This window comes from Pseudomonas sp., assembly GCF_026224925.1.
GTDB lineage: Bacteria > Pseudomonadota > Gammaproteobacteria > Pseudomonadales > Pseudomonadaceae > Aquipseudomonas.
This window is the reverse complement of the sequence record NZ_JAMFRV010000688.1, coordinates 1-8,328: the sequence shown is the minus strand read 5'-3', so window position 1 is coordinate 8,328 and position 8,328 is coordinate 1. Positions and strand designations below refer to the sequence as shown.

At 58.4% G+C, this 8,328-nt stretch carries 10 protein-coding genes; 3 read left to right on the top strand and 7 right to left on the bottom strand.

Annotation, left to right across the window (positions count from 1 at the left end):
* Both M0974_RS28795 and M0974_RS28790 read left to right on the top strand, forming a co-directional pair.
* On the top strand, window positions 1-617 hold a 617-nt coding region (locus M0974_RS28795; protein ID WP_297845099.1), incomplete at its 5' end, for a uroporphyrinogen decarboxylase family protein.
* A gap of 75 nt (window positions 618-692) precedes the next feature.
* Window positions 693-1,205, top strand: a complete 513-nt coding sequence (locus M0974_RS28790; RefSeq protein ID WP_297845098.1) for a cytochrome b/b6 domain-containing protein — start codon at window positions 693-695, stop codon at window positions 1,203-1,205.
* Window positions 1,206-1,392: 187 nt separating this feature from the next.
* Here the strand turns inward: M0974_RS28790 and M0974_RS28785 are convergent, their stop codons facing one another.
* Window positions 1,393-2,679 carry an MFS transporter gene (locus tag M0974_RS28785; protein ID WP_297845097.1) on the bottom strand — a complete coding sequence of 429 codons (1,287 nt, stop codon included), beginning with the start codon at window positions 2,677-2,679 and terminating at the stop codon, window positions 1,393-1,395.
* Window positions 2,680-2,794: 115 nt separating this feature from the next.
* On the opposite strand from M0974_RS28785, the gene M0974_RS28780 reads away from it, so the two are divergent.
* On the top strand, window positions 2,795-3,691 hold the full coding sequence (locus M0974_RS28780; protein ID WP_297845096.1) for a LysR family transcriptional regulator: 897 nt from the start codon (window positions 2,795-2,797) through the stop codon (window positions 3,689-3,691).
* Window positions 3,692-3,844: 153 nt separating this feature from the next.
* On the opposite strand, the gene M0974_RS28775 is transcribed toward M0974_RS28780, so the two are convergent.
* From M0974_RS28775 to M0974_RS28750, 6 genes are all read right to left on the bottom strand, one after another.
* Window positions 3,845-5,071 (bottom strand): beta-ketoacyl-ACP synthase, encoded by a 1,227-nt coding sequence (locus M0974_RS28775; RefSeq protein WP_297845094.1) that lies wholly within the window; start codon window positions 5,069-5,071, stop codon window positions 3,845-3,847.
* Window positions 5,071-5,799 carry a 3-oxoacyl-ACP reductase FabG gene (gene fabG, locus M0974_RS28770; RefSeq protein WP_297845091.1) on the bottom strand — a complete coding sequence of 243 codons (729 nt, stop codon included), beginning with the start codon at window positions 5,797-5,799 and terminating at the stop codon, window positions 5,071-5,073. The genes M0974_RS28775 and fabG overlap by 1 nt, the downstream gene beginning before the upstream one ends.
* Window positions 5,796-6,251 carry a hotdog family protein gene (locus M0974_RS28765; RefSeq protein WP_297845089.1) on the bottom strand — a complete coding sequence of 152 codons (456 nt, stop codon included), beginning with the start codon at window positions 6,249-6,251 and terminating at the stop codon, window positions 5,796-5,798. Before M0974_RS28765 ends, fabG begins: the two co-directional genes overlap by 4 nt.
* Window positions 6,248-7,444: a beta-ketoacyl-[acyl-carrier-protein] synthase family protein gene (locus M0974_RS28760; RefSeq protein ID WP_297845087.1), complete on the bottom strand. Its 1,197-nt coding sequence runs from the start codon at window positions 7,442-7,444 to the stop codon at window positions 6,248-6,250. Before M0974_RS28760 ends, M0974_RS28765 begins: the two co-directional genes overlap by 4 nt.
* Window positions 7,441-7,929 (bottom strand): hypothetical protein, encoded by a 489-nt coding sequence (locus tag M0974_RS28755; RefSeq protein ID WP_297845085.1) that lies wholly within the window; start codon window positions 7,927-7,929, stop codon window positions 7,441-7,443. The genes M0974_RS28760 and M0974_RS28755 overlap by 4 nt, the downstream gene beginning before the upstream one ends.
* Window positions 7,926-8,328 (bottom strand): class I SAM-dependent methyltransferase (locus M0974_RS28750; protein WP_297845083.1); only part of this gene is annotated, 403 nt, incomplete at its 5' end. The genes M0974_RS28750 and M0974_RS28755, both read right to left, overlap by 4 nt.

Genomic DNA, 8,328 nt, shown 5'->3' with positions numbered 1-8,328 from the left:
TGGCGACCTACATGGTCGAAGGCGGTTCATCGAAAGACTTCCGCAAGTCCAAAGCCATGCTCTACGACAACCCGCAAGCCATGCACCTGTTGCTCGATAAGCTGGCGCAGTCGGTCACGTCATACCTCAATGGTCAGATTCTTGCGGGCGCGCAAGCGGTGCAGATCTTCGACAGTTGGGGTGGCAGCCTGTCGGCAGCGGCGTATCAAGAGTTCTCGCTGGCGTACATGCGCAAAATCGTCAACGGCCTGATCCGTGAACACGACGGACGCAAAGTGCCGGTCATCCTGTTTACCAAAGGCGGCGGTTTGTGGCTGGAAAGCATTGCCGACGCAGGTGCTGATGCACTGGGTCTGGACTGGACCTGCGACATCGGCGAAGCCCGCCAGCGTGTTGGTAGCAAAGTCGCCCTGCAAGGCAACATGGAACCGACGGTGCTTTACGCTAACCCTGCCGATATCAGCCGCGAATTGTCTCGCATCCTCGCCAGCTACGGCCACGGCACCGGCCACGTCTTCAACCTCGGCCACGGCATCACCCCTGAAGTCGACCCGGCTCACGCTGGCGCGTTTATGGAAGCCGTGCACGAGATGTCGGCCCAGTATCACGCAGGTTAAGTAGTCAAAACCCCATCCTCTGCTGGCGTTCTATTGCAGCTGGATGGGTTTTTTTCGGCCCGAATAAGTAGCGAAATGCGCAGTCAAAAATATTCGAAGCTCATGGTGCTCTTGCACTGGGTATCAGCGTTGGTGATTTGTTGGGCGTTGATCAGTGGGTTTTACACAGGGCTGTTTCCGGTAAAGCCTGAAGTGAAGCAGTGGGTAGCGTTCCTTAATATCTCGATCACCACGTTATTCATCCCTGTGTTCATTCTTCGTCTGTACGTTCGGCAGACACACCCCAAGCCTGACCCGACCGCTGGGAGACCTACCGAGCAACTTGCCGCTGCGCTGGTGCATGCGCTGCTCTACGGCGCCGTTGGCCTCGTGCTGGTGACCGGAACACTGATGATGGACCGCCACATCAACGTCTTCGACCTGTTCAGCATCCCTAACTTAATCAATGATCCGTACTGGTTGGCTGTGCTTTTTAATGTGCACGAGGCTGGCTGCGCGATCTTGGGGATATTGGTCGTGACGCACATTGCGGCGGTGGTCAAGCATGAGTGGGCTGGCAAAAGGGTGGTCGGGCGGATGTTGTTTTAGGGATTTCAGCCCGTCTTCGACGCTGCGCTGTCGCGCAGCAAACTCGGTCACTGCAGGAACTTGCCCGCGATCGGTCCGGGGTCGTCCTCGACCGGAGCAGTCGTAATCCAAGTAGTGCAGTGCCTCCAGTTGGAGTTGGGTTGAGCATTTGGAATCGCTTCGCGATCCATCGCGGGCAAGCGCGCTCCTACAGATTCACCGCCAACGGTTGCAGCTTGGCCAAGCGCCGTGCCACTGCCAATGCGCCCAGTAGCAGCACGCCGATGAATATACCGATGCCGTTCCAGCCGGCGTAATGCCAAAAGAAACCGCCTGCCGTGCCGGCGATGCTCGATCCTGCGTAATAACAGAACAGATAGAGCGATGATGCCTGCCCCTTGGCCTTGATTGCGCGGCGGCCGATCCAGCTGCTGGCGACGGAGTGGGCGCCGAAGAAGCCGAAGGTGAACATCAGCACGCCGACGATGACCATCGACAATGGGCTGAACATCGTCACCGCGAGGCCCGCTAACATTAATACGATGACCGACCACAGCACTTTGCGTCGACCCAGCTTGTCGGCCAATGCACCGATCTTCGCAGAGCTATAAATGCCTGACAGGTAAACTACCGAGAACAGCCCGACAAGGGATTGGCTCAAGTGGTAAGGGTCAGCCAGCAAGCGATAACCGATGTAGTTGAACATCGTGACGAAAGCGCCCATCAGTAGGAAGCCTTCGAGGAACAGCCACGGCAACCCGGCGTCACGGAACTGCAAGGTAAAGCCGTCGAGCAGGCTGCGCGGGTGCAGTGAGCGAGGGCGGAAGTTTCGTGATTCCGGAAGGATTTTCCAGAACACGGCAGCCGAGATCATTGCCAGACCACCGATGACCAGCATTGCGGTGTGCCAGCTGACGTAATCGACCAATACCCCAGTGATTACCCGGCCACTCATGCCGCCGATGGCATTGCCGCCAATGTACAAGCCCATCGCCAGGCCAATGTGCTGTGGGTGAATCTCTTCACTGAGGTAGGTCATCGCCACTGCGGCCAACCCGCTGAGTGAGAGACCAACCAGCGCACGCATCAGCAGGATGCCTTCCCACGTCGGCATAATTGCGCCCAGCAGGGTGAACAGTGCCGCGCAAAACAGCGCCGTCACCATCACCGGCTTGCGTCCGAGCCGATCCGAAATGGGGCCGGTAATGAGCAAACCAAACGCCAGCATGCCGGTGGCGACAGACAAAATCAGGCTGCTCTGTGCGGCATTAATCGAATATTCGTGGGACAACACCGGCATCAGCGGTTGCACGCAGTACAGCAGGGCAAAGGTCGCAAAGCCCCCGGAAAACAAGGCCAGCACCGTGCGTAAAAACAGCGGGGTGCCTTTCTCGGTGTAGATTTCGGCGAGTGCGGCTACCCCTTCGGTGACGTGCGGGGACCGACGACCTTGGGTATCAGCTGTTTCGGGAGGTGGAGCAACAGCAGTTTTCACAATGACCTCGATGGGGCAGACGACAGCAATGTAAAAAAGAATATAGCTCGCCAATGATTCTTTCCAATATATTGTTCGACCTGTTTGATATCTAAAACGACCTAATGGTGGGTTCATGGAATTACGTCATCTGCGGTATTTCATCGCAGTGGCCGAAGAGCTGCACTTCGGCAGGGCCGCGCTAGCTCTGGGTATTTCCCAGCCGCCGTTAAGTCAGCAAATTCAGGCCCTGGAGAAAGAAGTGGGCGCGCGGCTCTTCGAGCGCACTAACCGTCGGGTCGAGCTGAGTGAAGCCGGCCGGTTGTTTCTTGACGAGGCACGTTTGATCCTAGCCCAAGTCGGCAAAGCCGCCGATGTGGCGCGTCGAGCGCAGTTGGGGCAGCTCGGTGAATTAAAGATTGGTTTCACCGCGTCAGCGCCATTCAACTCCAGTATTCCTCAAGCAATATTTGCGTTCCGTCAGGCTTTTCCTGCAGTTCATCTGGCCCTGCAAGAAATGACCAGCATGGAGACCGCCGAAGCACTGGTGGAAAACTCGGTGCAGGTCGGCATCATGCGCCCCTTGCCACTGCCTGACTCGCTGGTGGCGGTGGAGTTGTTCCGCGAGCCGTTGGTGGCAATTATTCGGGCGGATCATCCTTTAGCGTCGGGCAGTGAGAAGGGTTTGTACCTGTCGGCGCTGGCTGCCGAACCCTTCGTGTTTTTCCCACGCACCTACGGCAGCGGGTTGTACGCGCAGTTATTGAGCCTGGCGCACCAGGCAGGATTCAGCCCGCTGATCACGCAGGAAGCTGGCGAGCCGATGACCATCATCGGGTTGGTGGCCGCCGGGTTGGGCGTGACCGTATTGCCAGCGTCTTACCAACGCATGCGTATCGACGGCGTGGTTTATCGCACGGTGCTGGATGAGGGGGCCAACACGGCGGTGTGGCTGGTGCAGCGCAAGGACCAGCACTCGCCGATGGCCAAGGCGTTTGTTGAGTTGCTGCAGAGAAAGCTCGGCCCCCTGTAGGAGCAACTGTGGGATGGGAATTGCCCAAAATCGAGTGCCATACCGAAATTCGGTGAGAGCGAACTTGTTCGCGAAGGCTGCAGCGCGGTGTATCAGGAAAATCGCGCCGCCTGCTTCCTGAATAAATTCGATCCTACGGGTATTTCCTATAATTCATACCCAGCGCTTGAAGATCAACGAGGTGTTCACGCCACCAAAGGCAAAGTTGTTGTTCATCACGAACTGATTGCTCATCTGGCGTGGCTCTGCGCGCAGGTAATCCAACTCGCCGCATTGCGGGTCGACAACGTCCAGGTTGAGGGTGTGGATGTAGCGGTCGCGGTTCATCATTTCGATACAGAACCATGATTCCAGAGCACCACAGGCGCCCAAGGTATGACCGAGAAAGCTTTTTTGTGAACTGATGGGCATCCGCGCACCGAACAAGCTGCTGGTGGCCAGCGTTTCAGCAATGTCACCTTGCTCCGTGGCGGTGCCGTGACCGTTGACGTAGCCAATCGCCTCGGGCGCCAGCCCCGCATCTTCCAGGGCCAGTTCCATGGCGCGGCGCATGGTGACTTGCTCCGGGCGGGTGGAGTGAGCACCGTCGGCGTTGCTGCCGAAGCCGATGATCTCTGCATGGATATGTGCGCCTCGGGCCAAGGCATGCTCTAGCTCTTCAAGGACCAGCATGCCGCCGCCTTCACCAATCACTAACCCATCACGGTCGCTGTCGTAAGGGCGCGGAGTGGTATGCGGGGCGTCATTTTTCAGGCTGGTGGCATACAGCGCATCAAACACCATCGCTTCGGTCGGGCACAGCTCTTCGGCGCCCCCGGCAAGCATCAATGGCAGTCGGCCAAACTTGATCGATTCATAGGCATAACCGATGCCCTGGCTGCCACTGGTGCAGGCGCTGGACGTAGGAATCAACCGCCCGGTCAGGCCGAAGAAGATGCTGATATTCGCCGCAGTGGTGTGCGGCATCATCCGTACATACGAGTTGGCATTGAGGCCTTCGGCCACTGAGTTGAGCAGCATATTGCCGAAGGCTTTGATCTCGTCGGTACTGCCGGTGGAAGAGCCACAGGCCACCCCCATCCGACCGTCACGAATGATCTCATCGCCCAACAGCCCAGCGTCGAGCAGTGCTTGTTCGGCCGCGCCGACGGCTAGCCGTGAAACCCGGCCCATGCTGCGCAGTTGTTTGCGATTCCAATGTTTGGGGACGGCAAAATCATCAATCGGCCCCGCAAGCCGAGTATTGAGCTCGGTGAAGCGATTCCACTCATCCATCCGCCGAATGCCGCTACGGTTTGCGATGAAGTTAGCTTCAATGCTTGCCCAGTCGCTGCCTAATGAGGTGATACCGGCCATGCCGGTGACGACGACGCGCTTCATCAGCACAGGCCTCCGTTGACTGCCAAAACCTGGCGGGTAATGTAGGACGCTTCGGCCGACATCAAGAAATTCACGGCACCGGCCACTTCTTCCGGGGTGCCCATACGCCCGGCTGGAATCATCTTCATCAGATCCTCCACCGGCACGTGTTCATCGAGCATTGCTGTGTCGATTAAACCTGGCGCGACGCAGTTGACGGTGATTTTGCGCTTGCCCAGTTCGATGGCCAGCGCTTTGGCTGCACCGATAATTCCGGCCTTCGATGCGCTGTAGTTGACCTGCCCACGGTTGCCGATCAATCCCGACACCGACGTGATGCAGACAATACGCCCAGCTGCACGGCGCCGAATCATCGGCATCATCACCGGGTGCAACACGTTGTAAAAACCATCGAGGTTGGTGCGCATCACCACATCCCAGTCTTCATCGGTCAGCGCCGGAAAAGCCCCGTCGCGGGTCAAGCCTGCGTTGCAGACCACGCCATAGTAGGCGCCATGGGTTTCGACATCGGCTTCGAGAATGGCTTTGCAGGCTGCGCGGTCGGCAACGTCAAATTGCAGGATGCGCGCTTGCCGGCCCAAGGCCTGGATTTCAACGTGAACCGCTTCGGCGTCCGTGCGCCCGTTGCGACAATGCAGGATCAGGTCATAGCCCGCCTGGGCCAGACGCAAAGCGATGGCGCGGCCGATGCCACGGCTGGAGCCGGTGACCAATATGGATTCAGTCATGCGCGAACTCCTTCGGCAAGATAGGCAGCGGTTTGCGGCGGGCAGAACACATTAAGGCGCGCAGTGGCGTGGATGCCGGGGCCGGTCATATGGCATTCAAAAATGCCCATGCCATTCTCATCTTCTAATGAGCGCAAGGCATGAATCGTCAGTTCGGTGCTGACGGGGAAGTGGTCGACGTTGCATTCAAACTTGCGTGTACCCAGCAAAAACCCAAGCTTCATTGATCTACCGTGTTCACGGGCCTGACAGCCGGCGTACGCCGCGACGCTCTGCGCCATCAGCTCAACGCCAACCCACGCCGGCAAGCTGCCATCGGCACGGTTAAACAGGCCGCCGGGACGGACCGTCAGGCGGGTGTGTATTTGCTCTTCATCGAACGACAGCACCTGGTCGATGAGGATCATGTTGCCCGCGTGGGGGATCAATTCAGCAATCGGCCAGTCGATCATGGGGCGTCTCCAATAATCAGGCTGACGTTGTTGCCGCCGAAAGCGAAGGAATTACTCATCAATCGACGAGGGATGTTGGGCGTCAAGCATTGGCCGGGTTCGACCCAATTCAGCGCCGGTAGCTGTGTATCGGCCTGACCATCCCAGATATGAGGCGCAAGTGCGTTTTGGCTGTTTTCCGGCGCCAGGCTCAACCAGCAAAACGCAGCTTCCAGCGCACCCGCCGCGCCGAGGGTGTGGCCACTCAACGGCTTGGTTGAAGAGCAGGGCACCCCTTGCGGGAAAACGCCGTTGACGGCGAAGCTTTCCATGGCGTCGTTGTGGTGTGTCGCGGTGCCATGCAGGTTTAGGTAGCCAATGTCTTCTGCGCTTAGTTTCGCGTTGTTCAGTGCTTTCTGCATGGCCTCGCGCGCGCCGCGGCCGCTGGGTTCTGGCGCCGAAATATGGTGCGCGTCAGAGGTGGCGCCCGCACCCAGCAACGCGATCGAGTGGCTGCCACTGGCTTCGCGGGTCATCAAAAACAACACCGCTGCTTCGCCAATATTGATCCCGTTGCGATTGCGGGAGAACGGATTGCAACGCTGTATCGACACCGCTTCCAATGCCGAAAAGCCGTTCAGCGTCAGCTTGCATAGACTGTCTACGCCGCCACACAGCACCGCATCGCACAGGCCCATGTCGAGCAAGCGTCGAGCGCTGAGCAACGCCCGGGCGCTGGAGGTGCAGGCTGTAGAAATCACATACGCCGGGCCGCTGAGGTTCAGCCACGCGGCCAGAAAATTTGCCGGAGCGCTGAGTTCCTGTTGCTGATAATCATAGTCGGCGGGGAATTTTTTATCCCGCAGATAGACCGCAAGGCCACGGCTGGCTTCATCGATGCCCGAGGTACTGGTGCCGAGAATCACACCAACCCGTGAGGGGCCGAAACGACTGATGGCCTGTCGAATGTCGTCTTCGATCTGCAGCGCAGCAGCCAGCAGCAGTTGATTATTACGGCTGCTGTGTTCAGCCAGTGCACTCGGAATCGGCGGCAGTTCACTGCGTACGGCGGCGACCGGCAAACGACGGCCCACGACCCAGCCGTCTTCGTCGCGCATGCCTGAGCAATCACCGGCAAACAGCGCCCGAGCGACTTCGGCCTGATTAGTGCCAAGCGAGCAGATAACCCCTAGGGCATTGAGATAAGCGGTCATGGGCTTACCTCACCGGTTAAGGGGCTTATGTGATACGTCAGGCCTTGTTCCATATACACATCAAACACCTGAGGTTGACGGTACTTGATGTGCCAACGCTTGCCGATATCGCGTTGGTCCGTATGAACTAACGCTGCGGGATAATTGCTGTGCAGCTCAGTGTCAGGCGTCAGGGCAAAAAGGAGTGCAGCGAACAGCTCTCTGGCCTGTGGGTTGGGTGGCAATAAACCATCGGCCTGCCACGCGCCGTCAACCAGACGTTGGCGCGCAACAGGAATGCCCAGCGGGTCCATCATTGACCAGCGCAGGCCTGCGGTTTCCTGTTGAATCACCAATAACCAGTCCTGCCGCTGTTCGGCTTGCTCGCGCACAATGTGCAGTTGAATGGGCAGCATCAGGTGCGGTGAACGTTCAGGCAATGGCGCCTTGCTAGCGCACGCGCACAACAGGATAAGACATGCCCCAAGCAGCCAACGGCCAATCATTGCGCGCCGCCTTGCACGGGTTTGCGCGCAACCACGTTGACTAGGGTTTCGTCACGCTGGCCAAACGGCGCGGGGCGTCGCAGGCCAAAACGCTCCAGTAGACCAAAATCTTTTGAGCGGCTCCACCACAGGTACGGGTACGAAACGTTGCGCGGGCTGAAGTCAAACCCTTGGCCGCGCAGCATGTCCAGGTATTGGGCCGCGCTCTTCTGTACCTGCATCGGGTGGCGGAACAGCCAGCGAATCACCCAGGTGTCGATGTAGGCCTTGGTCGACTCGGCAAACAGCAGATACCCACCCGGTTTCAACACTCGGTAGAACTCGGCCAGGGCTTGCTCCTGCTCCACCAGATGGTGAAACGTCTGATGGCAAAACAGCAGGTCAATGCTGTCATCCGCC